This window comes from Methylobacter sp. (assembly GCF_036845245.1).
Lineage (GTDB): Bacteria > Pseudomonadota > Gammaproteobacteria > Methylococcales > Methylomonadaceae > Methylobacter_A.
Genome location: NZ_DAIUEH010000054.1, coordinates 16,293 through 38,515 on the forward strand (window position 1 = coordinate 16,293; position 22,223 = coordinate 38,515).

Sequence of the window (22,223 nt, forward strand, 5' to 3'; positions counted from 1 at the left end):
AATGCTACACCGATAAGCTGCCGATATTGGAGAAATCCCGTCAAAGCAGCGTAACCAGTACCCAGAACATGTCCGTTTCACCAGAATCCTATACCTTGATCGACCAAATCGATGCCCTACTGCCGCAGACCCAATGTGGTCAATGCAGCTTCCAGGGTTGTCGCCCTTATGCCGAGGCTATCGCCTCGGGCGCGGCGGACATCAACCAGTGCCCGCCGGGCGGCGATGAAGGCATACGCGATCTGGCCGGTTTATTAGGCGTCCCTGCCAAGCCGCTGAATGCCGAATTCGGCCAGCACAAACTGCCAAGCGTTGCGTTTATTGTTGAACAAGACTGCATCGGTTGCACCAAATGCATCGCTGCCTGTCCGGTCGATGCGATATTAGGTGCGTCAAAATTCATGCACACGGTTATCGCCGCTGAATGTACCGGCTGCGAATTATGCATAGCGCCTTGCCCGGTCGATTGCATCGTCATGCAACAGGCACCGCCAAGCTGTACCGAAATCAGCCGGATGCAAAAATCCTCCCAGGCGAAACGGCGTTACGATGCGCGCTGCTTGCGCAAGGAAAAAGAAGAGGCTGAAAAAGCGGAGCGGGCGAAAAAGAAAAAGTTGGCGTTACTGAAGATGCAGGCGGCGAAGAAATAGGATCGCGTTGTGCGTTGATGACAGTCTGTCGTGGTTACGGCGGATTGCCTAGCGGCGGATCCGCCTACAAATGATCTACCTCACATGGTTTAATTAGTTGTCGACACCGCTCCCTGTGGCTGAATAGGCATTGGGTTCGGTACGCTTTGATTAGCCCAGACCGACATGCTGGTAAGCGTTGCGGTGCCGATGATGGTCGCGAATGACGCGTCGGCAGCATCGCGGCCTGTGCCAATCCGGACGAATCCCTCAGGCGGGGCCATTCGCGTGGCGTCAAATAAATACCAGCGTGAGCCCAGATAAGCTTCAAAGAAACCATGAAAATCAGGCGGCTCCAAAGCCACCGCATAGCCTGAAATATAACGGGCGGGGATACATAATGCCCGGCACAACGCAATGGCAAGATGCGCATAATCCCGGCATACGCCAACGCGCTGTATCAATACGTCGCAAGCACCGGTATTGGCGTTGGTGCTTCCCGATTGATAATCGATGTTGCTGTTTATCCAGTCGCAAATTGCATTGATCCTGGAAACCCCCGGCTGGAGGTTGCCAAACTGTCGTAATGCAAAATGAGTCAATCGATCGGACTCGCAATAACGGCTAGGGTTCAGATAGGGCAATACTTCGATTGGCAATTGGGAGTATCCGGTCTCGATGATTTGTGACGTATCGTTAATTTCAGGATGTAAATCCACAGTTGCGGAATATTGAAGCTGTAGATCGCAAGGTTGGACAGTCAGCCGGTACACCCGAATATCTTCCATGCCTATATTGCTGGTCTCGTATTGTATCGAGGGGTTTAATTGCAGCGTTTCATTGCTGATGGATTGGTGCGCAGTGGCTGCCGCCGCGATGTTAAACAGAAAGCTCGTGGAATTTGTAACCGAGTATTTTAAGTTGCAACCTATTTGAATTGTCGCCATGTTTATTCTCCTTTGCAGTGTGTTAAATAAACAGAATTCGATGGGTTTAGTATGTCACAAAACCGTGGCGGATATACCCTACAAAGTTATCCGCCTTATAGCGTTAGTGACAGTTTGAAACATCAAAATCTTGAGGGGGGCTAATTTTCTCCATGTGTGCAGTATGAGGAATAATCTGTGCTATTGGTGTATCTGAAGGATTTATGAGTTCATTTTTATAAATATAACCTGCTTCTAACTTTGCTGAACAAAGAAATCTCGATTTATATTTTTCAATATTGCTGCAATTTTCTAAATGAAAATAGTAAATTATTGGAACATTCCTATTACCAAGCATATCTGGTTGCCAAGTTTTCATGTATTCATAAGCTTGTTCTGAACTTGCTTTTAACATGTAGTTAGATAAATGAAGATCAAGTTTTACGCTCGAATAACTCGAAGGCCCATTTGTAGCGTACATACTCAGTGGGTTTTTCGGATTTGCAGGATTTATAAAGCAAATAGTTCGGCCAGGATTAAGTAAAAAACCACCAATGTCTTTTTTATAAGGTCTAAGATTCGCTGTTGTTTTGTAATAATATTTTTTACTAAGAATAGAGGTTGAGTGCAATCCCTCGAGCTTCCCAGCTTTAAATTTATCAATATCAAAACCTGATTCACGCCGTTCATAATATTCGTCAGCGAACAAGGACCATAAGTATTTGTTTATAAATATATCTTTGTCGGTTTTTTCCGCTTGTAGCTCATTGATAGTCATGAATTGTAATGCCTCAATGAAAGATGGCTCTGAATATGTTTGCCTTGATGTGTCTTTTACAGATGGCGAAACTGAACTAGAACCAGTGTGTAATATTTGCTTATTTGAATTGGTCGTTCCGACACATCCGAGAAGAGCAAATACCACTGTTATTAAAAAGAAAGAGTTTTTAAGCATAATAATTTCAAAATAGTAAAAAAATACGAGCCCACTCTGAATCTTTGGAATTTTGTACCCTGTGCTACAGCTAACAGTTATCTACAGCATAAACATATTTTCAAAATTATTTTAAACCAACAATGACAACAACATGGCCCATAACAAAGAACATTATTAAACCAAGTGCTATACCTAGCCAACGGCGAATACCTAAGGCTGAGACCAAAATAAGCCCATGAGTGATATTAAGCGCAAGCAATCCAAAGGCAATGAGGAAGAGAAAAACGGCTAGGACTAAACTTAACGGAGAACCCGTTTTGCTAATAAGTATTCCACCGCTAATTAAGCTTGCACAAATAAGGTAGTTACGAAAATGATCGAAAATTGATTTGGGAGATAAATCTTTTTCTTCAACTTGAAGTAGGCGGCGTAGCATTCCTTCGAAGCCAGAAGATGGTAAGCGAGTTAAATCGTGCAGTTTCATTTAGCCTTCATAAAACTAATTAATATTAGACATTCTAATGGACTCAGAATTTTGCACCACAGATTTGCCTGCATAATTTATAAATTTAAAAATCATCGTTCTTTCATAGTGTTGCGTAAGTTTAGTGAACCTTAAAATAAATTCAGTTAACACCAGTTAAAATCATGGAAATTTAATTAATCCACTCACAACGGCCGCAGATAATAAACCTAAACGCTAGACATCACAAACACACATACCCACCTAACCAGAAAATCCCCAACTATTCAATAAATTATGGGTTTCGCTCGCGCTTTACCCATCCTACGCTGTATAATACCCGGTTATTTTTCACAGAGTTATAAGGTGTGGTCTATGCAAATTCTTCAGGAAGCGCTCACGTTTGATGACGTTTTATTAGTGCCTGCGCACTCGACTGTGCTGCCACGCGACGTAGAAATGAAAACACAGCTGACGCGCGGCATTACGCTGAATATCCCGCTGGTTGCGGCGGCGATGGATACGGTTACCGAAGCCCGGTTGGCGATTGCGATTGCCCAGGAAGGCGGTATCGGCATTATTCATAAAAATATGACGCCCGAGCAGCAGGCGCGTGAAGTGCGCAGCGTTAAAAAATACGAGAGCGGAGTGATTAAAGATCCGATCACAGTTTCGCCGGATGTGAGCATTCGGGACGTTATCAAGTTAACCCGCGCCAGAAATATTTCCGGTGTGCCGGTGGTCGACGGCGATGAATTGGTCGGCATTGTGACCAGTCGCGATTTACGCTTTGAGACCCGCTTCGATGAGCCGGTTTCAAAAGTCATGACGCCGAAAGAGCGTTTGGTTACGGTCAGTGAAAATGCCGACCGTAAGGAAGCGATTGCGTTGCTGCATGAGCATCGCATCGAAAAAGTGCTGGTGGTCAACGATGATTTTCATTTGCGCGGTATGATTACGGTAAAAGATATACAGAAAGCCAAAGATTACCCGTTGGCCTGTAAAGACGAACATGAACAGTTGCGGGTCGGTGCCGCCATCGGTACCGGACAGGGGACGGAAGAGCGTGTCGCTGCCCTGGTTGCTGCCGGTGTGGACGTGATTATCGTCGATACCGCGCACGGACATTCTCAAGGCGTGCTGGATAGAGTGCGTTGGGTTAAGCAGAACTATCCGCAGGTGCAGGTCATCGGCGGCAATATTGCGACGGCTGAGGCGGCTTTGGCCTTGGTTGAAGCGGGCGCCGACGGCGTTAAGGTCGGTATCGGTCCCGGTTCTATCTGCACGACGCGTATTATTGCCGGTGTCGGCGTGCCGCAAATTACCGCGGTTAGTAATGTCGCCGATGCGTTAAAAGGAACTGGCGTGCCGTTGATCGCCGATGGCGGTATCCGCTATTCCGGCGATGTCGCTAAAGCGCTGGCTGCCGGTGCCTATGCGGTGATGTTGGGCGGTTTGTTTGCCGGTACCGAAGAGGCACCGGGAGAGATTGAATTGTTCCAAGGCCGGTCTTATAAATCTTATCGTGGCATGGGCTCTTTGGGCGCAATGGCGCAACAGCAAGGTTCCAGTGACCGTTATTTTCAGGAAGAAACCGATTCGGCTGAAAAGCTGGTGCCGGAAGGTATCGAAGGCCGAGTGCCGTATAAAGGCAGTTTACTGGCTGTTATTCATCAGTTGTTGGGTGGCATACGTGCCAGCATGGGTTACACAGGCAGCCAAACCATTGCGATAATGCATGAAAAGGCGCAGTTCGTACGGGTGTCCAGTGCCGGTATGCGGGAAAGCCATGTGCATGATGTGACCATTACCAAAGAAGCGCCGAATTACCGGATGGAATGATTTGTAGGGCGCGCCGTGCGCGCCTTAAAGACCAAGAAGGCGCGCACGGCGCGCCCTACTGCATGTTATTCGATCTACACACAAGAGTTCTATCGTGAAACAACAATCTCCAAACATCCACACCCATAAAATCCTGATTCTGGATTTCGGCTCTCAATACACCCAATTGATTGCACGCCGCATTCGTGAAATCGGTGTTTATTGCGAAATTTATTCCTGCGAATGCAGCGAAGAACAAATTGAAAAATTTGCTCCCAACGGCATTATTTTATCCGGCGGCCCGGAAACGGTAACCAGCGGCGATACACCCAGAGCTCCCGCTTGCGTTTTCGAGTTGGGTATTCCTGTGCTGGGCATCTGCTACGGCTTGCAGACCATGACCGAGCAACTGGGCGGCAAAGTTGAAAGCTCCGATCACCGGGAGTTCGGTTATGCCCAGATCAGGGCGCGCGGCCATTCCAAGTTATTGTCCGATATCGAGGATCATATCTCGCCGGAAGGTTTTGGCCTGCTGGATGTCTGGATGAGCCATGGCGACCGCGTGGTTGATTTGCCCGCTGGTTTTACGCTGATTGCCAGTTCGGACGGCGCGCCGATTGCCGGTATCGCCAATGAGGAAAAAGGTTTTTACGGTTTGCAGTTTCACCCCGAAGTGACCCATACCAAACAAGGCGGCCGGATATTGTCGCGCTTTGTGCTGGAAATTTGCGGCTGCGAAGCGTTGTGGACTTCGAGCAATATTATCGAAGACAGCATCGAGGTTGTGCGTAAAACGGTCGGTACCGATCATGTGGTATTGGGTTTGTCAGGCGGCGTCGATTCGTCGGTTGTTGCGGCCTTGCTGCATAAAGCGATTAAAGACCAGCTGACCTGCGTTTTTGTCGATACCGGTTTGCTGCGTCTGCACGAAGGCGATCAGGTGATGGCGACGTTTGCCGAGCATATGGGCGTTAAAGTTATTCGGGTAAATGCCGAACAGCGATATCTGGACGCCTTGAGCGGCATTAATGATCCGGAACAAAAGCGCAAGATCATCGGCGGTCTGTTTATTGAAATCTTCGATGAGGAGGCCGCGAAAATAACCGATGCAAAATGGCTGGCGCAAGGTACAATTTATCCGGATGTGATCGAATCGGCCGGTTCCAAAAGCGGCAAAGCGCATTTGATCAAATCGCATCACAATGTCGGCGGTTTGCCGGAAAATATGCTGTTAAAACTGGTTGAGCCGTTGCGCGAACTGTTCAAGGACGAAGTCAGGAAATTGGGCGTAGAGTTGGGTTTGCCTGCGGATATGGTTTACCGCCATCCGTTCCCCGGTCCCGGTTTGGGCGTCAGAATTCTGGGCGAAGTAAAAAAGGAATATGCCGATTTACTGCGCCAGGCCGATGCGATTTTCATTGAAGAACTGTATCGCCATGATCTTTACAATAAAGTCAGCCAAGCTTTTGCGGTATTTTTGCCGGTCAAGTCGGTCGGCGTAATGGGCGATGGTCGCCGTTACGATTATGTGATTGCGATCCGCGCTGTCGAAACGATCGATTTTATGACTGCTCGCTGGGCGCATTTGCCTTATGAGTTTCTGGATTTGATTTCCCGCCGCATTATCAATGAAGTGCCCGGCATTTCCCGGGTTGCTTACGATATCAGCGGCAAGCCTCCCGCAACGATTGAATGGGAATAAGCGGTACAACGGACGAAGCATGGATGCGTTACGCGATCAGGCTGGCACAACGGGCCGAGCAGCAGGGTGAAGTTCCGGTCGGCGCAATCGTGGTTAAGGATGACCGATGCATTGCAGAAGGCTGGAATGTCCCGATAACCAGCCATGATCCGACTGCCCACGCTGAAGTAGTTGCAATGCGTGGTGCAGGCGTATTCATGGAGAATTATCGATTGACCGATGCAACCTTGTACGTTACTTTGGAGCCTTGCGTAATGTGCATGGGAGCTATGAGCCATGCACGAATTAAGCGGCTGGTGTTCGGCGCATACGATCCTAAGCGGGGCGCAGTGTGCAATGCATTGAGCCTGACCGATGCGAGCTTTTTGAATCATCGGATCAGTTGGGATGGCGGCGTGCTGGAAACGGAATGCTCGGAAATGTTGAGGGATTTTTTTAAGGCCAGGCGGTGAGGAAAAAATTATCACCACGAAGACACGAACGACTGCATGGATGCAGGAGGTAGAGCAATGCAGGAGCAATTGCCGAGAACACGAAGAAAAAGCTAAAAAACTTCGGGTCCTTTGTGCCTTAGTGGTGAATAAAAGAATAAAAGAATAAAAGAATAAAAGACTTTTAAAGCATGGCCGGATCAATAGTTATCACTTCATGTTCAGGATTTTCGCTATCCACTTCCATCGCATTTTTCTTGATCTGGTTTTCTTCAGTCAACCAGACCAATAAATCGTAGTAGCTGCGGATATTCTCCACAAATTCAACCGGTTCCTGGCCTCGGGCATAGCCGTGCTTGGTCTGGTGATGCCATTTCTCCTGAGTCAGCAAAGGCAGGCGCTGTTTGACATCCATCCATTTATCGGGATTGCCGCCTTGCTTTTTGGTTAACGCTCTGGCGTCTTCAAGGTGGCCCAGGCCGACATTATAGGAAGCTAATGCAAACCAGGTACGGTCCGGTTCCGGAATCTGTTCGGGGATTACCTGAAGCCGTTGCTGGAAATAGCGGGCGCCGCCAGCGATGCTTTGCGCAGGGTCGGTACGGTTTTTGATGCCGAGTTCAGCGGCAGTATCATTAGTTAACATCATAATGCCCTCGACACCGGTCGGGGAGGCGGCTTTATGCAGCCAACGGGATTCCTGATAGCCGATTGCGGCCAGTAAGCGCCAGTCGATGTTGTATTGTGTTGCCGCTGCATTGAAATATTTCTGGTAGAGCGGAAGCCTGCTTTTTTGCTGCTGGCGGAATTTACAGTTGCCGATATAACTCAAGCTGCTGGTATGCCCGTAATATTTTTCAAGTAGTTGATCAAGCGTCTTATCCTTTTTTATGCGCTCAAAAAAACGCACAACTTCATCATATAAGCTGTTGTCATTCGATGGACTTAGGGCCCAGGCCAGTCGGCGAGGCTCGGAAATGTCGAACGCGATGTTAAGTTTGGGATAAAAACGGCGGATTAGCGTAGTTTGGTTTGAGTCGGCGACGGTGTAATCGATAAGTCCTTCGTTAACCAGATACAGTAGACCTTCGGTATCCAGCTCATCGTTGACATTCCATGCTAAGTCGGGCGTATCCCGCTTTAGATAAATCAGGCTATCGATATGGCTGGTGCTTTTGGCGACTTCGATAATGCCATGGGTCAGGCTGCTGACATTATTTGGACGGCGAGTGCCCGACCGGTAAACGAGTTGTTCGGTTATTTCATGGTAGGCGGGAGCAAAGCGCATTTTTTCGTTACGCTGTTCGGTGATGGTCAGGCCTGCGGCGGCGATGTCGGCCTTGCCGTTGGCAATGCGATTCAGGATGTCGGCAAAGGTGTTTGGGGTTTCAAACTTTACTTTGACCCCTAGCTGGTTGGCGAAAAGTATAACCAGATCATATTCCAGTCCGGTAAAACCTTCAGGGCTTTCATAGTAAGTTGTTGGATCGTTTCTGGTTAATACGTGTAAGATTCCTGTCCGCTTAATCCGCTCCAGCTTATTAAGCGATAGGAATCCACTATCGCAAGTCGTCAGTGTGATGGTAAAAATAAAACCAATAATCAGTGTCGACAGGCGAATCAAGAGTGCCGGCCGCATCGGTTCCCTACCGATTACGACACTTCTGCCGTCCCTGGCAGTCGCAATTGTTTGTAGGCATTAATCAATGCATTGGTTGAACAATCATGGCTGTCGATGATTTTGTCATTTAAAAGTTCCGGCAGGATAATTTTGGCAAGGGTTTTTCCTAATTCCACGCCCATCTGGTCAAATGAGTTGATATTCCAGATGACGCCCTGAACATAAATTTTATGTTCATAAAATGCAATCAATGAGCCTAAAGTCTTGGGCGTCAGTTTATCGAATAAAAACGAATTGGACGGTTTGTTGCCGTCGAATATTTTAGAGGCTACCAGTACGGAATCGGTCTGATCTTCAGGCGATAGCTCCTGTTTAACTTCATCGGCTGTCTTGCCTTTCATTAAGGCTTCCGGTTGGGCAAGGAAGTTTGAAATCAAAATATCATGATGATCGGGACGTCTGTAATGACTGTTGGCGGCAGCCAAAAAGTCGCAGGGTATGAGTTTGGTACCCTGATGAATCAGCTGAAAAAAAGCGTGTTGTCCATTGGTGCCGGGTTGTCCCCAAATAATCTGGCCGGTGCTGTAGTCTACTTTTTGACCGTTAAGGTCTATGCTTTTGCCATTGCTTTCCATGTCGCCTTGCTGAAAATAATCAGCGAAATAAAGCATGGACTGGTCATATGGTAAAAGGGCGTGAGATTCCGCGTTATAGAAATTATTATACCAAATGCCAAGCAAGCCCATGATTACAGGAATGTTCTTATCAAAAGGCATGGCGCGAAAATGTTCGTCAACTTCATAAGCGCCTTGTAAAAGCTCTTCAAAATTGTCCATGCCTACATATAAAGCGATAGATAATCCTATGGCCGACCATAATGAATAACGTCCGCCAACCCAATGCCTGAATTCAAACATATTGTCGGTATCTATGCCGAATTCGGCAACATTCTTGGTGTTCGTAGAAATGGCGACAAAATGTCTGGCAATAGCCTGCTGGTTTTTCGCGCTATCAAGAAACCAGCTTCTTGCGGATTTTGCATTGGTCATGGTCTCTTGCGTAGTAAATGTTTTCGACGCAATAAGAAATAGTGTTGTTTCAGGGGACAGGTGTTTTAAGTTTTGAACAAGGTCGGCTTGGTCGATATTGGAGACAAAATGAACTTTTAGTGTCTCCGAAGCGTAAGGCGTAAGCGCTGTCGAAACCATTTTCGGTCCCAAATCGGAGCCGCCTATACCGATATTAACGATGTCGGTAATGGCTTTACCGGTATAACCTCTCCATTCACCTGAGCGAACACGAGTGCTGAACGTTCGCATTTTGGCTAGAACGCTATTGATTTGCGGCATTACATCCTGGCCGTCAACATATACAGGCTGATTGCTTCTATTGCGTAATGCGGTATGCAGTACGGCTCGGTGTTCGGTCTTGTTTATTTCCGCACCGGAAAACATGGCCTTGATTTTTTCATCCAGCCCCGCATGTTTGGCAAGATCAATCAGCAAAGGCAATGTTTGGTCGGTTATTCTGTTTTTGGAGTAATCAAAAAGGATGTCATTAAAACGGAGCGAGAATTTGTCATGTCGGCTGTGGTCGGCGTTAAAGCTATCACGGAGGAGGATGTTTTTGGTTTCGTTGTGGTGTGTTTTTAAAGCTGTCCAGGCTGTAGAGGTGGTCAAAGATGACATGCGTAAAGCTCCGTTTGAATAAAGTTGGCTTAAGTCTACGAAAAGCAGGGAAGGATAGCAATAGTACAGCAGAGCATTACCTTTTGCTTATATAATGGCGCTTGTAGATTGGTCTATTATCAATTCCTTGTATTTGGCTAAATCGAGTGCTAGAGTGACCTATTGCTATTAGTTAAAAGTACAGCGAGATACTTGTTTTTGGTCGGTTCAAAAGACATTAATAGCATCTACATTTATTCTCAAATAATAATAATTTAATCAAAACTGGAAGGCATTATGAACAGTACACACATTTTAAGAAAAGGTTTCCTGGGGCTTCTTGGGTTGTTATTTTCTGCATCGTTATGGGCGCATGGCGGAGCTGCAGGTACCGATACTGACCAGTGTAAATTTGAATTGGAGCCTACTCATTGGCTGCATTATACCGCTTATCAACCTAACGCGTTTCCCGCGGAAGATTTCTGCGCCAATCTTCCTCGTGCTAACGAGATGACTTTGCTCGTATTCGATTATCAGGACATGAAATACAGAGATATGTCGGTTGAGTTTGAGGTGACAAAAGAACCTGAAGGAACTCGCGTATTTTTCTTGCCAGCTGCAAAGCATAAAAAAGGTACAGTTGAATTAAAACTTCCAAATGGCGTACCGGAGGCAGGCAAATACCTGATCCATATTACTCTGGTTCCTGATGCAGATAAAATGGACTCGCGCACAGAAGGTGCGAGATTGGATGCACACATGGGTTTTACTGCCGGCGGCGGTAAAGCGGTAAGCAAAAATAACCTGTTATTGTATGCATTTTTCGCATTTGCAGGTCTATATGTAGTTTATCTTTCACATGCTGGTTTCAAAAGCAAAGTGGATGGAATAATCGCGAAGCTTAAAAGCTAAGTAGACACGACTTTTTAATAGGTTGTGTGTTGATGCCATTGCGTCGTTGCGGGTCGAGTTCGACTCAAAACAGCAATGGCATTGCTTACATGGACGTAAGTAGGATGTAGGAGCGGAGGCTTTGATTTTATTGAACAATAGAGGAAATAAGTAATGGTGAAGTTATTATCGGCTGGGGCACTGGTTTTTCTTTTTTCTGCGTCAGTATTGGCGGTGGAGTATGAAGATCATGATGGGATGCTCATGGATCACGGTGATGGCCATTTGATGGACATGGGCGGTGGTATGGTTATGGGCCAGAATGCCAGTACCTTGCCGGGTGGCTGCGACAGTATTTCCGAGACCAAGGAGATTACCGTACATGCCGGTCATAAATATGCTGAGAAATTTCCCGGCAGAATGTTTGCGTTTGATACGCAGGAATTTAATTTTAAACCGTGCACTAAACTGACTGTTCATTTCATCAATGATGATAATGTCCGCCACCAATGGATGATGCACGGCTTGCCTAAATATTTATATCCTAAAGGCATGTTCCATTTGGAAGTATCCGGTCCTGCAAAGATTTCCGGAACATTGATCCTGCCTCCCGGAGACAAAACCTATCTGGTGCATTGCGATATTGCCCAGCATATGGAAAAAGGCATGAAAGCCCAGTTGAAAGTCGGTAAAGGCGATGGTGACCTGCCCAGTATTCCAGGCGTGACAGCTTACGTCGTACCTGATGACTATAAAGGAAGCTTCCAGACAGTGATGGCAGCAGTTTCGACCGCAGCCGAGGCCGCAGCGGTACCGGTTGTTGCGGTTAAAAAGCCCACACCGGCAGTAGTTCAGCCGCCAAAAGAAGATTCTGTTATTTCAGGCGTTACCGTGATTGGCCTGGCGATTGGCTTGCTGCTTGCCCCGTTTTTGGCGAGAAAGTTCAAGGGCATGAGCGCATCGGAAGTGGTGGCTACTATTTTTGATATGTTGAGAACAGGAATTGAACTGGTTGTAAAGCTGTTATCCAAATTGGTGAAACTGGTCATTTCTAATAAGAATAAAACATTGCCTGGAAGTTAAATTCAGGTAATACAAAAACCCCTGCACTCTTTGAGCGCAGGGGTTTTTTTTGAGAGAAAAAGTGCAAGATATAGGGTTTGAAATAGGCGGTCTGTTTATCAGCGCATTTATATCGTCAACGATAGCGCCTGGGGGCTCTGAAGCTGTTTTGGCTTATATGGTTAACTCGGGACATTACCAGGTTGAGCTTTTAGTCATCGTTGCAACAGTAGCCAACACATTGGGTGCGATGACGACATGGGGTTTAGGTGTACTGGCGGCTAAAAAATTTCCGGTTGCCACGCTTTTATCGGAAAAAAAACAAAAAGCGCTGAATATAGTAAGAAAAAAAGGGATCTGGACTCTGTTCTTTACTTGGCTGCCGGTAATTGGGGATGTCTTGTGTTTTGCGGGTGGATGGTTAAGACTCCCATTCCTTCAAGCTTGTCTAATCATATTACTCGGTAAATTAGGTCGATATGCGGTGATAGCCTGGATGTTTGCGTGAAGGCCCTCTCGCATAAGCTTAAATATATCGCTACAAGATACGAAAAAAACTATAACTACTCAGCAAGCAAAATAGAGCGCTGACAGCACTGATAGTTATGACTAAATAAAATTTTTCATAAACGCTCCGCACCCGATTGTATTTAATGGACACAAAGTAGTTGTGAGAAACCAAGATAAAAACTTCGTGTCTTCGTGGTGATTAATCTATTTATATTTTATTGATTGAATCCGAGGTAATTGTTGTGCTGCGCCATTTTCCACAAGTTAACGTTGCTTACGCCCATAGAAAACGGGACTATTTTATAGCGGCGTTTACTTTTTTTTGCGTGGCGGTCTGCTTGGTCAGCGATGCCCATGCGAGTCTGGAAAGACAAAATGCGCTTGGGGTTTGCGCTTGGATATTCTTGACCTGTTTGTTGCTTGGAGAAAACCGGGAAATAAGAGTGCAGGTTGGCATAGCCATCGTTTTTGCGACCATCGGAGAGCATTTTGCGTCCCCGTTCATGGGCGGATACACGTACCGGTTTGAGAACGTGCCGGCCTATGTGCCGCCCGGTCACGGCATGGTTTATTTGACCGCTGTTGCATTGGGCCGCTCCGGGCTATTCCAGCGCTATGCCCGAAAGATCGCCGCATTGGTGGTATTGGTATGCGGTGCTTGGTCGATTTGGGGAATCAGCGGCTATGCCGAGCAAGATGATTCAGTCGGCGCATTACTGTTTTGCGTTTTTTTGGGTTATCTCTTTAAAGGCCGCTCGCCGATGGTTTATCTGGCAGCCTTTTTTATTACCACATGGCTGGAGTTGATCGGCACTGCCGTTGGAACCTGGCAATGGGCAGCAATAGACCCGGTTCTGGGGCTGCCGCAAGGGAATCCGCCTAGCGGGGTTGCCGCCTGGTATTGCCTGGTCGATGCGGTAGCGATGGGCGGTGCTGCGCCGATATTAAGAAGAGCGAAAAGTGTTCGTGACTGGATAAAGTCCGGCAAGTTGCGAAAAAACGCATATCAAGGCGCGGATAATGAATAAAGCCGCGTGTATCGGGTATTGATAACGGATAATCTGTCATACCAACAATTGCTCGGGTTACAGCGGTCTGTTGATCCTATCGTAAGCAGCTCATTGAAAACTGCATAGTAGCCGCCGGAACATGATTCAACCAATGAAAAGCTATCAATCGTTACAATCAAAACCAACAAAAATTCTGGTAATCGCAATGCGATACCTGGGCGATGTGCTGCTGACGACCCCTTTATTGCATTCGTTGCGGCAGGCTTATCCTGACGCTCAACTTGATGTGCTGGTATTCCGCAATACAGCTTCCATGCTTGAAGGCAATCCCGATATTAATCATATTATCACCACGCCTAATCGTCCCAAGTTCCTTGATTATCGGCAATTATTCGGGCAATTATTCAGGCAGTACGATCTTGCCGTTGCTACGCAGTCCGGAGACCGGCCTTTTTTTTATACATTACTTGCCGCGCCAATGCGGGTTGCCGTAGTGCCTCCGAAAAACACCACGGGCTGGTGGAAGCGTTTTTTTGTTCAGCGCTGGACAGAGTTTGACGACGATAATACTCATACGGTCTTACAACACCTGAAGTTATTGGACTTGATCAATATTCCGAAGTGTTTTTCTTTGGTTCCACCGCAAATCGATAAGGTTCCAGAGCTAGTAAATCGATTTCCTTTCTTGGCTGATAATACCGGCTATGCGGTGCTGCACCCGCATCCGCAATGGACATATAAACAATGGACTGTAGCAGGCTGGATAGAGGTTGGTCTTTATCTCAAAAAGCTGGGATTAAAACTGGTTCTTTCAGGCGGTCCGGCCCAGGAAGAAATCGACTATGTCACCAATATTCAGCGTCAACTTCCCGAGGATACGATCAATTTAGCCGGGCAGGTTTCACTGGCGCAGTTGGCATACATCATCGCCCAGGCAAAATTATATATCGGACCGGATACCGGCATCACTCACTTGGCGGCTGCAACCGGAATTCCTGTGATTGCGCTTTACGGCCCAACCAATCCGGTAAAATGGGCGCCTTGGCCTGCCGGGTATAATAAAGACATAAATCCGTTTGATAAAATAGGCAGCCGACAGCTTAATAATATCAGCTTGATCCAAGGTAAAGGAGACTGCGTCCCCTGCCATTTGGAAGGTTGTGATAAACACCGGCAAAGCCGAAGCCAATGCCTCGATACGCTAAGCCCTGAGCGTGTCGAAGAAGCTATCCGGTTGGCTCTTGGTAAATAATTGCTTAAAGAGCGATTTTGCCCGATCGAATAACATTTATCCGCAATTGATTTCGCTTTACTTGCGGTTTTTGGTAAAGTTTCCCGATACAGTCCCAAGTCTTTCAAGGTAACAAGCCGGAATGCAAAGAGCAACTCAACAACTGGATGGTATTTACGTCATCAACGTAAAAGCATTCCATGAGCGTCGTGCCTTTATGGAGGCGCAGCTTGTAAAGTACGACATGACGGCTGAATTTATTCTTGATGGTGACGCCGACGAGCTGACAGCTGAAATTATTAACAAATATTTTATAAGTGATAATTTATCGGCTAATCAAATGTCATGCGCTTTAAAACACATCATGACGCTGGAAAGCATTATTGAGAAAAAACAGCAACAGGCGCTGATTCTGGAAGATGACGCTATTTTTTCACCAAGATTTAACGAAGGCTTGCATTATGCGTTGGAAGAAAGTCCTTGCTTTGATCGGCCGAAAGTTATTTTTATCGGTTGCGGCGGCAATTTTTATACGCCGAAAAGTCATAGAAAGCCCGGCCAGCATTTGTATGTCGGTAGTCGCGGCCGTTTTACCGATTCCTATATTATTGATTGCGATACGGCGCAAAAACGCTTGGACTGGATTATCAGCAATAAGGTTTCATTGCCGATAGATAATCAGTTTGAAAAAATCGACCGGGAGCTGGGGATAAGCATGTTATGGCTCGAAGAACCTGTGGTGGAGCAAGGCAGTAAGGCCGGACTGTTTATGAGCGCTGTCGAAAAAGCTCCGCCGGTTTGGTTGCAGCGCCTGTTGTTCAATTGGGAGAAGCTTAAACGAAAATACATTTATCAATTATGGCGCTAACAATCTATTACTTTATTGATACGCCATGTTAAGCGCAGTCATCATTACAAAAAACGAAGCGGGCCATATAGCCCGTTGTCTTGAGTCGATTTCGTGGGTTGATGAGATTATCGTTCTGGACTCGGGCAGCGAGGACGATACGGTAGCGATCTGCCGTCAATATACAGACAAGGTTTATCAAACGGATTGGCCCGGCTTCGGTATTCAGAAACAGCGCGCGGTCAATAAGGCCGGTGGCGACTGGATTTTATCAATAGATGCCGACGAAGTGGTAAGTCCGGAATTAAGGCTGGAAATCGAAAATGCGCTCCGGCAGGAACACTATAAAGGCTATGAAATTCCCCGTCTTTCCAGTTATTGCGGCAGGCAAATGCGCCATGGCGGCTGGTGGCCCGATCATGTGCTCAGGCTGTTTCGCCGCGATTGCGGCCGATTTACTGACTCAGTCGTTCATGAGCGTATTATTGTCCAGGGACAAGTTGGGCAATTAACCACCCCGTTGCTGCATGATGCTTTTGTAAACCTGGATGAGGTCTTGTATAAAGTAAATAGCTATTCAACCTTGGGTGCGGTTTTGCTTTATCAGCGAGGCGTTCGCTCATCGTTGAGCAAAGCGATCTTAAAAGGTTTTTGGACATTCGTTCGCACTTATGTGCTTAAAGCCGCCATTCTGGATGGACGGCAAGGCTTGATGCTGTCGATTTCCAATGCGGAAGGCGCGTATTACAAATATCTCAAATTGCTGGAATTGCAAAACCGGCAGCCCCACCCATAATGAATTTAATATCCGTTATTGTAACCACTTATAACTGGCCTGCCGCATTGGAACTTTGTCTGGACAGTTTGTTTGCCCAGCACGACCAGGCTTTTGAAATTATTATCGCTGATGACGGTTCCACACCTCCGAATCAGGCACGAGTTCAAGCTTATTGCGCTAAAAGCCTAGTACCCGTTCACTATGTGCATCATGACGATCAAGGATTCAGGGCCGGTACGATCAGGAATAAGGCGGTTGCCAGCAGTCAGGGTGAATATTTGTTGTTTATCGATGGCGACTGCGTATTGCGGCCTGATTTTATCGCGCGGCATCGACAATTGGCCGAGTTCGGATATTTCGTACCGGGAAACCGAGTATTGTTGAGTGAGTCGTTTACTCGCGAAGTCATTGAAAAACATATTTCATTGCATCAAAAACCGCCAAGTTATTTCTTTTCTCTTTGGGTACAGAAAAAAATTAACAGAGTTTCAGCTTTTATTCGATTGCCCTTAGGATCTTTAAGAAAATCGCAACCTGATAAATGGCAAAAAGCCATGACCTGTAATCTGGCACTTTGGAAAAACGATTTTTTGCGGACCAATGGATTTGATGAGCTTTTTGAAGGTTGGGGCTTTGAGGATTCCGATCTGGTTATTCGCTTGATACATGCCGGAGTCAAACGCAAGGAAGGACGGTTTGCGGTGCCTGTGCTGCATCTATGGCATCCTCATAATGATAAAAGCAAACAAGACCTTAATTATCAACGATTGTTGGATCGCTTGAAGCAGCAGGATTTTATTGTCGCAACAAAAGGTGTATCCCAGTATTGTAGCGACGCATGCAATGCGCCGCTTCGAGTTTAATGAAGCATTCAAAAACATGAAAAAATCGAAAGAAAGTTCCAAAATATATAAGCGATTATTGACCTATGTGAAGCCGCATTTAGGTCTTTTTGCGATTAGTATTGTTGGTTTCCTGATGTATTCAGGTACCCAGACTTTATTCGCGGCATTGATCAAGCATATCATCGATGTATTGCAAACCGAGACGCGGGAGGGCATGAATTATTTGCCGCTATTGTTTAGCGGTTTAATTGTAATACATGGGATTGGCGCTTATTTAGGTAACTATTTTCTGGCCAAAGTATCGACCAATGTTGTACATGCCTTGCGCTGTGAAATTTTTGATCAATATACGCGATTGCCGACAAGCTACTTTGACGCGCATAACAGCGGTTACATGATTTCAAGAATAACCAATAATGTGGGCCAAGTTACCCAGGCTACTACCGATGCGGTGCGTACCATTGTGCGCGAAGGCTTTACCGCGATAGGTTTGTTGATCTATTTGTTTTATTCGAACTGGATGTTATCGCTGGTTTTTATCGCTATAGCGCCGGTTCTTGCGATATTGGTAGGTTATGTCAGCAAGCGCCTGCGAAGGATCAGCAAGAAAATACAAGAATCGATTGGCGACATGACTCATATCACCTCGGAATTGGTCGGCGGGCATAGAGTGGTGCGCAGTTACGGCGGCGAAGAATACGAACGTAGGCGCTTTTGGGAAAGTAGTTTATATAACCGGAGTCAATCGTTAAAGTTGTCAACGACGATGGCGATACATAACCCGATCATGCAGTTTATCATCGCGATAGCTTTGTCTTTCCTGATGTATATGGCGTTGTTTTTCATGAAGCAATCAAGCGTCGGCGAATTTGTCGGTTATCTGACGGCGGCATTTTTATTGCCAAAGCCGATCAGGCAATTGAGCGATGCAAATGGCGATATTCAAAAAGGCATCGCGGCCGCCGAATCCTTGTTTGAAATTTTGGATGAGCCGGGCGAGCTGGATGAAGGTACGTATCAAGCCGAAAGATGTAAAGGAGCGCTGGAATTTAAGAATCTGTCGTTTCAATATGTCGGTGCAAACGAGCCGGCGCTTATCGACATTAATTTCAAGGCCGAGCCGGGACAAACTATTGCGTTGGTCGGGGCTTCCGGCGGCGGTAAAAGCACGTTGGCCAATCTGGTGTCGCGATTTTATCCGCATGATACCGGAGAAATATTGCTCGACGGTGTGGAAATCAATACTTATCAGCTGGCAAATTTGAGAAAGCAGCTGGCACTGGTCAACCAGCAGGTCACATTATTCAACGATACGATAGCCAACAATATAGCTTATGGAGCGCTTGCGACAGCGAGCAAAAGTGAAATAACTAAGGCTGCGACAGATGCTTATGCGATGGAATTTATCGCCAAGCTGGATCAGGGCTTGGATACCGAAATAGGCGAGAATGGCGTCAAGCTGTCCGGAGGGCAACGGCAAAGGTTGGCTTTGGCCAGGGCATTACTGAAAGATGCTCCGATCTTGATATTGGATGAAGCAACATCGGCGCTCGATACCGAATCGGAGCGTTATATTCAGGCGGCGCTGCAAAAAGTGATGAGCAATCGGACGACCTTGGTTATTGCTCATCGGCTGTCGACTATTGAAAACGCGGATATTATTTTGGTTATGGATCATGGGCGCATTGTAGAAAGAGGCTCTCATCGGGAGCTGATTGCAAAAAATGGAGCTTATGCGCGATTACATTCGATGCAATTTAAAGAACATCCTGAAGAAGTTGAAAGTCCGATTCCTTTGCGGCAGCATGGAAACTCAGATGAACTATCAAACGCAGACATTGTTTAAGGGGCATTATTTTGAAGACATTTATTGCCGAGCTTGAGGCGCATCAAGCAATGATAGCCCGGTTGGCGGAGTGTTCCGATGCTATTGAAGCGGCCGGAAAGTTGCTGATTGAAACATTAAAACAGGGCGGAAAGATATTATTGTGCGGCAATGGCGGCAGTGCGGCCGATTGCCAGCATATTGCCGCGGAGCTGGTGGTGCAATACCAAAGAAATCGCAAGGCGCTGGCGGCCATTGCATTAACCACAGACAGTTCGATTTTAACGGCGCATTCCAATGATTTTGGCTTTGAAACAGTTTATTCCCGGCAGGTTGAGGCGATTGCCAATGAAAAAGATTGTTTGATTGCTATTTCTACTTCGGGGTGTAGCAAAAATATATTAAAAGCGGTGGAAGCTGCAAGGTTGAAAGGCATGGCTGTTATCGGGTTAACCGGGTGTGAGGGCGGTGAATTGAGCAGGCAAGTTACACATTCGGTGGTTGTGCCTTCGAATGTGACGGCAAGAATTCAAGAGGCTCATATATTGATAGGACACTGGTGGTGTGGCGCGATTGAGGAGGCTAATTAATGTTGGCAGCTGCACCTGAGTTTGCAAAGGCTCGTATTATAGTCATTGGCGACGTGATGCTGGATCGCTACTGGTCTGGGCAGGCAGCGCGTATTTCACCGGAAGCGCCTGTGCCGGTAGTGAGAGTTAAAACTATTGAAGATCGCGTCGGTGGCGCGGGTAATGTTGCCCTCAATATTGCCAAGCTAGGAGGCAAGGTAACCTTGCTGGGCGTTGTCGGTGATGATGCAGAAGGTGATGTAATAAGGCGATTGCTGGAAGCGGAAGGTGTGGTCTGCGATTTCGTCGTCGAGAAGGACATTCGCAGTATATGCAAGCTACGGGTGATGGCGCAGCATCAGCAGCTTATCCGTATCGATTTTGAAGAAACGTCCTTGAAGTTTGATTCGGATGCTTTGTTGGCAAGGTTGGTTGAGCATCTTCCTGAAAATAATACCGTTGTTTTCTCGGATTATGGCAAAGGAACATTGACGGATGTTTCAACGCATATTCTTGAAGCCAAGCAAACCGGTGTTAAGGTTTTGGTGGATCCGAAAGGCGTGGATTATCAGCGTTATGCGCAAGCAGATCTGATAACGCCAAATCTGTCTGAACTACAGGCGGTGGTCGGTATTGCTGAAGGTGAAAGCAACCTGATTAAAAGAGGGCGAGAATTGTTAAAGCGCTGTCAGATTCCGACACTGCTACTGACTCGCGGCGAGGCGGGCATGACGTTGATACAAGATGCCCAAGTTCATTCATTACCGGCTCAGGCCAAGGATGTCTTTGATGTGACCGGTGCCGGAGATACGGTCATTGCGGTGATGGCGCTGGGTGTGTCGGTGGATATGGCGTTTCATGATGCGATGTATCTGGCTAATCTGGCGGGAGGTATTGTGGTCGGAAAGCTGGGCACATCAACCGTATCAATGCAGGAGCTAACGCGAGCCATGCACGGCGACCGGGATTCTCAATACGGTATCGTCTCTGAAGATGAACTGGCGCGAATATTGGTCGGCGCCAAAGCCCATGATGAACGCATTATCATGACCAATGGTTGTTTCGATTTATTGCACGCCGGGCATGTGATTTATTTGCAGCAAGCAAAGGCGTTGGGTGATCGCTTGGTCGTAGCGGTAAATTCCGATGCATCGGTCAGGCAGCTTAAAGGAGAAACCCGGCCTATTAATGGTTTGCAGGAACGCATGACAGTTTTGGCGGCATTAGCCTGTGTGGACTGGGTCGTTTCATTCGAAGAGGAAACGCCTGAAAGGCTGTATTGCAGATTGCTTCCGGATGTTATCGTGAAAGGTGGTGATTACTGTCCGGATCAAGTCGCCGGCGGCGATTGCGTCATTAAGGCGGGCGGTGAGGTAAAAATTTTGCAGTTTGTTGACGGGCAATCTACAACTGCAATGATTAAAAAAGCGAGGGGGCAGGAATGATTGTTGTTACAGGCGGGGCGGGTTTTATCGGCAGTAATCTTATTCGGGCATTAAACCAGCGAGGTGAGCGCAATATATTGCTGGTCGATCATCTGGCTAATGGGCGAAAAATGCACAATATAGCCGATCTTGATATCGCAGATTATATGGACAAAGCGGAGTTTTTAGAGAAAATCGGGGTCGCTCATTTTTTTGATGGAGTGCGGGCCGTTTTTCATCAGGGAGCCTGTTCTGCGACGACGGAGTGGGATGGTCAGTATGTGATGATGAATAATTACGATTATTCCAAGCGTTTGCTGCATTGGTGTATTGCAAGAAATGTCGCGTTTATGTACGCGTCTTCAGCTTCAGTTTATGGGGATGGCAAGCATGGGTTTCGGGTTGATCGTAGTTGCGAGCATCCTATAAACATGTATGCGTATTCAAAATTTCAATTCGATCAATATGTTCGTCCTTTGCTGGCTAGAACTAGAAGTCCGATTGTCGGTTTTCGCTATTTTAATGTTTACGGACCAAGAGAGCAGCATAAAGGCTCTATGAGCAGCACCGCGTTTCATTTTAACCGGCAGGTTATCGAACGAAAAACAGCAAAGCTGTTTGAGGGATGCGATGGTATGGCTAATGGTGAGCAAAAGCGGGACTTTGTTCATGTTGATGATGTTGTCGATGTGAATTTATGGTTTTTAGATCATCCTGAGCAACGCGGCATTTATAACGTAGGGACAGGACGGGCGGAAACTTTTAATGATGTTGCTCAAGCGGTGATTGACTGGCATAAAGATGGGACTATTGAGTACATCCCGTTTCCTGAGCATTTAAAGGGGGCTTATCAGAGTTATACGCAAGCGGATATTGGTGGGCTTAGAGAGGCTGGCTATACAAGGGACTTTTTAACTGTTAAACAAGGTGTTGAAAGATATTTGGATTGGTTGAATGCGTAACAACAGGGGGCAGAGATAAAATCACCTCTTGACGGCAGAGCGGAGAGCTGTATAATGCGCAGTTCTTTCAAA

General features: G+C 46.7%; 21 protein-coding genes. 16 read left to right on the forward strand and 5 right to left on the reverse strand.

Features of this window, described 5'->3' with window-relative positions:
• The first annotated feature begins 68 nt into the window (after positions 1–68).
• Positions 69–650: an RnfABCDGE type electron transport complex subunit B gene (locus V7051_RS20030; protein ID WP_333878072.1), complete on the forward strand. Its 582-nt coding sequence runs from the start codon at positions 69–71 to the stop codon at positions 648–650.
• Positions 651–739: 89 nt separating this feature from the next.
• Here V7051_RS20030 and V7051_RS20035 read toward each other — a convergent pair whose 3' ends face one another.
• From V7051_RS20035 to V7051_RS20045, 3 genes are all read right to left on the reverse strand, one after another.
• Positions 740–1,576, reverse strand: coding sequence for a transglutaminase-like domain-containing protein (locus V7051_RS20035; protein WP_333878074.1), 837 nt, complete (start codon positions 1,574–1,576; stop codon positions 740–742).
• Positions 1,577–1,679: 103 nt separating this feature from the next.
• Entirely contained in the window at positions 1,680–2,510 is an 831-nt protein-coding gene (locus V7051_RS20040) for a hypothetical protein (protein WP_333878077.1), read from the reverse strand.
• Between the two features lie 106 nt (positions 2,511–2,616).
• A complete protein-coding gene (locus V7051_RS20045; RefSeq protein ID WP_333878079.1) occupies positions 2,617–2,976 on the reverse strand; it encodes a hypothetical protein in 360 nt (119 codons plus the stop codon).
• A gap of 354 nt (positions 2,977–3,330) precedes the next feature.
• Here V7051_RS20045 and guaB point away from each other — a divergent pair, with 354 nt between their 5' ends.
• From guaB to tadA, 3 genes are all read left to right on the forward strand, one after another.
• Positions 3,331–4,797: an IMP dehydrogenase gene (gene guaB, locus V7051_RS20050; protein WP_333878081.1), complete on the forward strand. Its 1,467-nt coding sequence runs from the start codon at positions 3,331–3,333 to the stop codon at positions 4,795–4,797.
• Positions 4,798–4,891: 94 nt separating this feature from the next.
• Positions 4,892–6,478: a glutamine-hydrolyzing GMP synthase gene (guaA, locus tag V7051_RS20055; protein WP_333878083.1), complete on the forward strand. Its 1,587-nt coding sequence runs from the start codon at positions 4,892–4,894 to the stop codon at positions 6,476–6,478.
• Complete coding sequence (tadA, locus tag V7051_RS20060; RefSeq protein ID WP_333878085.1) at positions 6,469–6,930, forward strand: tRNA adenosine(34) deaminase TadA; 462 nt, start codon at positions 6,469–6,471, stop codon at positions 6,928–6,930. The genes guaA and tadA overlap by 10 nt, the downstream gene beginning before the upstream one ends.
• Positions 6,931–7,093: 163 nt before the next feature.
• Here tadA and mltF read toward each other — a convergent pair whose 3' ends face one another.
• Positions 7,094–8,548 (reverse strand): membrane-bound lytic murein transglycosylase MltF, encoded by a 1,455-nt coding sequence (mltF, locus tag V7051_RS20065; RefSeq protein WP_333878087.1) that lies wholly within the window; start codon positions 8,546–8,548, stop codon positions 7,094–7,096.
• A 14-nt stretch (positions 8,549–8,562) separates the two neighbouring features.
• Positions 8,563–10,218 (reverse strand): glucose-6-phosphate isomerase, encoded by a 1,656-nt coding sequence (pgi, locus tag V7051_RS20070; protein ID WP_333878089.1) that lies wholly within the window; start codon positions 10,216–10,218, stop codon positions 8,563–8,565.
• Positions 10,219–10,494: 276 nt separating this feature from the next.
• Here pgi and V7051_RS20075 point away from each other — a divergent pair, with 276 nt between their 5' ends.
• From V7051_RS20075 to rfaD, 12 genes are all read left to right on the forward strand, one after another.
• Positions 10,495–11,109, forward strand: a complete 615-nt coding sequence (locus tag V7051_RS20075) for a hypothetical protein (RefSeq protein WP_333878091.1) — start codon at positions 10,495–10,497, stop codon at positions 11,107–11,109.
• A gap of 153 nt (positions 11,110–11,262) precedes the next feature.
• Positions 11,263–12,171 (forward strand): copper oxidase, encoded by a 909-nt coding sequence (locus V7051_RS20080; RefSeq protein ID WP_333878093.1) that lies wholly within the window; start codon positions 11,263–11,265, stop codon positions 12,169–12,171.
• A 49-nt stretch (positions 12,172–12,220) separates the two neighbouring features.
• Positions 12,221–12,658, forward strand: coding sequence for a YqaA family protein (locus V7051_RS20085; protein WP_442919684.1), 438 nt, complete (start codon positions 12,221–12,223; stop codon positions 12,656–12,658).
• Between the two features lie 244 nt (positions 12,659–12,902).
• Positions 12,903–13,688: a hypothetical protein gene (locus V7051_RS20090; protein WP_333878095.1), complete on the forward strand. Its 786-nt coding sequence runs from the start codon at positions 12,903–12,905 to the stop codon at positions 13,686–13,688.
• Between the two features lie 133 nt (positions 13,689–13,821).
• On the forward strand, positions 13,822–14,922 hold the full coding sequence (rfaQ, locus tag V7051_RS20095) for a putative lipopolysaccharide heptosyltransferase III (protein ID WP_333878097.1): 1,101 nt from the start codon (positions 13,822–13,824) through the stop codon (positions 14,920–14,922).
• Positions 14,923–15,043: 121 nt separating this feature from the next.
• Positions 15,044–15,769: a glycosyltransferase family 25 protein gene (locus V7051_RS20100; RefSeq protein WP_333878098.1), complete on the forward strand. Its 726-nt coding sequence runs from the start codon at positions 15,044–15,046 to the stop codon at positions 15,767–15,769.
• Between the two features lie 25 nt (positions 15,770–15,794).
• Positions 15,795–16,544: a glycosyltransferase family 2 protein gene (locus V7051_RS20105; RefSeq protein ID WP_333878099.1), complete on the forward strand. Its 750-nt coding sequence runs from the start codon at positions 15,795–15,797 to the stop codon at positions 16,542–16,544.
• A complete protein-coding gene (locus V7051_RS20110) occupies positions 16,544–17,389 on the forward strand; it encodes a glycosyltransferase family 2 protein (protein ID WP_333878100.1) in 846 nt (281 codons plus the stop codon). Before V7051_RS20105 ends, V7051_RS20110 begins: the two co-directional genes overlap by 1 nt.
• A 16-nt stretch (positions 17,390–17,405) precedes the next feature.
• Entirely contained in the window at positions 17,406–19,217 is a 1,812-nt protein-coding gene (gene msbA, locus V7051_RS20115) for a lipid A export permease/ATP-binding protein MsbA (protein WP_333878101.1), read from the forward strand.
• Positions 19,218–19,228: 11 nt separating this feature from the next.
• Entirely contained in the window at positions 19,229–19,786 is a 558-nt protein-coding gene (locus V7051_RS20120; RefSeq protein ID WP_333878104.1) for a D-sedoheptulose-7-phosphate isomerase, read from the forward strand.
• On the forward strand, positions 19,786–21,210 hold the full coding sequence (gene hldE, locus V7051_RS20125) for a bifunctional D-glycero-beta-D-manno-heptose-7-phosphate kinase/D-glycero-beta-D-manno-heptose 1-phosphate adenylyltransferase HldE (protein WP_333878106.1): 1,425 nt from the start codon (positions 19,786–19,788) through the stop codon (positions 21,208–21,210). The genes V7051_RS20120 and hldE overlap by 1 nt, the downstream gene beginning before the upstream one ends.
• Entirely contained in the window at positions 21,207–22,151 is a 945-nt protein-coding gene (gene rfaD, locus V7051_RS20130) for an ADP-glyceromanno-heptose 6-epimerase (RefSeq protein WP_333878107.1), read from the forward strand. The genes hldE and rfaD overlap by 4 nt, the downstream gene beginning before the upstream one ends.
• Positions 22,152–22,223: the final 72 nt, after the last annotated feature.

Coding starts and splice junctions, on each gene's coding strand:
- rfaQ (WP_333878097.1), top strand. CDS start 13,822: ATGAAAAGCTATCAATCGTTACAATCAAAACCAACAAAAATTCTGGTA.
- V7051_RS20105 (WP_333878099.1), top strand. CDS start 15,795: ATGTTAAGCGCAGTCATCATTACAAAAAACGAAGCGGGCCATATAGCC.
- V7051_RS20110 (WP_333878100.1), top strand. CDS start 16,544: ATGAATTTAATATCCGTTATTGTAACCACTTATAACTGGCCTGCCGCA.
- V7051_RS20030 (WP_333878072.1), top strand. CDS start 69: ATGTCCGTTTCACCAGAATCCTATACCTTGATCGACCAAATCGATGCC.
- V7051_RS20045 (WP_333878079.1), bottom strand. CDS start 2,976: ATGAAACTGCACGATTTAACTCGCTTACCATCTTCTGGCTTCGAAGGA.
- hldE (WP_333878106.1), top strand. CDS start 19,786: ATGTTGGCAGCTGCACCTGAGTTTGCAAAGGCTCGTATTATAGTCATT.
- pgi (WP_333878089.1), bottom strand. CDS start 10,218: ATGTCATCTTTGACCACCTCTACAGCCTGGACAGCTTTAAAAACACAC.
- V7051_RS20075 (WP_333878091.1), top strand. CDS start 10,495: ATGAACAGTACACACATTTTAAGAAAAGGTTTCCTGGGGCTTCTTGGG.
- rfaD (WP_333878107.1), top strand. CDS start 21,207: ATGATTGTTGTTACAGGCGGGGCGGGTTTTATCGGCAGTAATCTTATT.
- V7051_RS20080 (WP_333878093.1), top strand. CDS start 11,263: ATGGTGAAGTTATTATCGGCTGGGGCACTGGTTTTTCTTTTTTCTGCG.
- tadA (WP_333878085.1), top strand. CDS start 6,469: ATGGGAATAAGCGGTACAACGGACGAAGCATGGATGCGTTACGCGATC.
- V7051_RS20035 (WP_333878074.1), bottom strand. CDS start 1,576: ATGGCGACAATTCAAATAGGTTGCAACTTAAAATACTCGGTTACAAAT.
- msbA (WP_333878101.1), top strand. CDS start 17,406: ATGAAAAAATCGAAAGAAAGTTCCAAAATATATAAGCGATTATTGACC.
- V7051_RS20100 (WP_333878098.1), top strand. CDS start 15,044: ATGCAAAGAGCAACTCAACAACTGGATGGTATTTACGTCATCAACGTA.
- V7051_RS20040 (WP_333878077.1), bottom strand. CDS start 2,510: ATGCTTAAAAACTCTTTCTTTTTAATAACAGTGGTATTTGCTCTTCTC.
- mltF (WP_333878087.1), bottom strand. CDS start 8,548: ATGCGGCCGGCACTCTTGATTCGCCTGTCGACACTGATTATTGGTTTT.
- guaB (WP_333878081.1), top strand. CDS start 3,331: ATGCAAATTCTTCAGGAAGCGCTCACGTTTGATGACGTTTTATTAGTG.